The organism is Bradyrhizobium algeriense (assembly GCF_003062295.1).
In the GTDB taxonomy this organism is placed as follows: domain Bacteria; phylum Pseudomonadota; class Alphaproteobacteria; order Rhizobiales; family Xanthobacteraceae; genus Bradyrhizobium; species Bradyrhizobium algeriense.
Genome location: NZ_PYCN01000279.1, coordinates 1 through 436, shown reverse-complemented (window position 1 = coordinate 436; position 436 = coordinate 1). Strand labels below are relative to the sequence as shown.

1 pseudogene is annotated in these 436 nt (G+C 56.2%); it reads right to left on the bottom strand.

From position 1 onward, the window contains the following. Positions 1–163: pseudogene (locus C7G61_RS46920) on the bottom strand (ABC transporter substrate-binding protein); the annotation flags it as partial. Positions 164–436: the final 273 nt, after the last annotated feature.

The window sequence follows — 436 nt, the reverse complement described above, 5'->3', positions numbered from 1 at the left end:
CATGCTTCTCGATAAGCTGCTGCTTTTCGATGATATGGGTCGGCAAATAGATAATGCCGGGCTGGCGGGTGATCGAAATTTCGTTCTTCTGCTGTGCCGAGGCGTTACTTGCGACGGCAAATAACCCGACGGCAGCCGCCACGCCGGCGCAAAGGCGCCTCATCTGCTTCTTCATGGTGCTTCCTCGAAATGGCTCCTCTTGACGGGAGCCTTCATGGCTAGGATCGGCCGACCAGCCGACGTCTTATACACTAATGCATTAGTGCATTCGGCACAAGTGTGGTATAGAAGAGGTCGACGAAAGTTCAGGTTCTTCCGAATGGCCCCCCCTCGCCCAGCCCTCAGCCAACAAGTTTCGATTGTAGCGACAGATCGCCTCCAGCGCGGTCGCCAAGCCGCGCCTCAAGTGTTCGAGCGGCTGAGGGAAATGATCCTT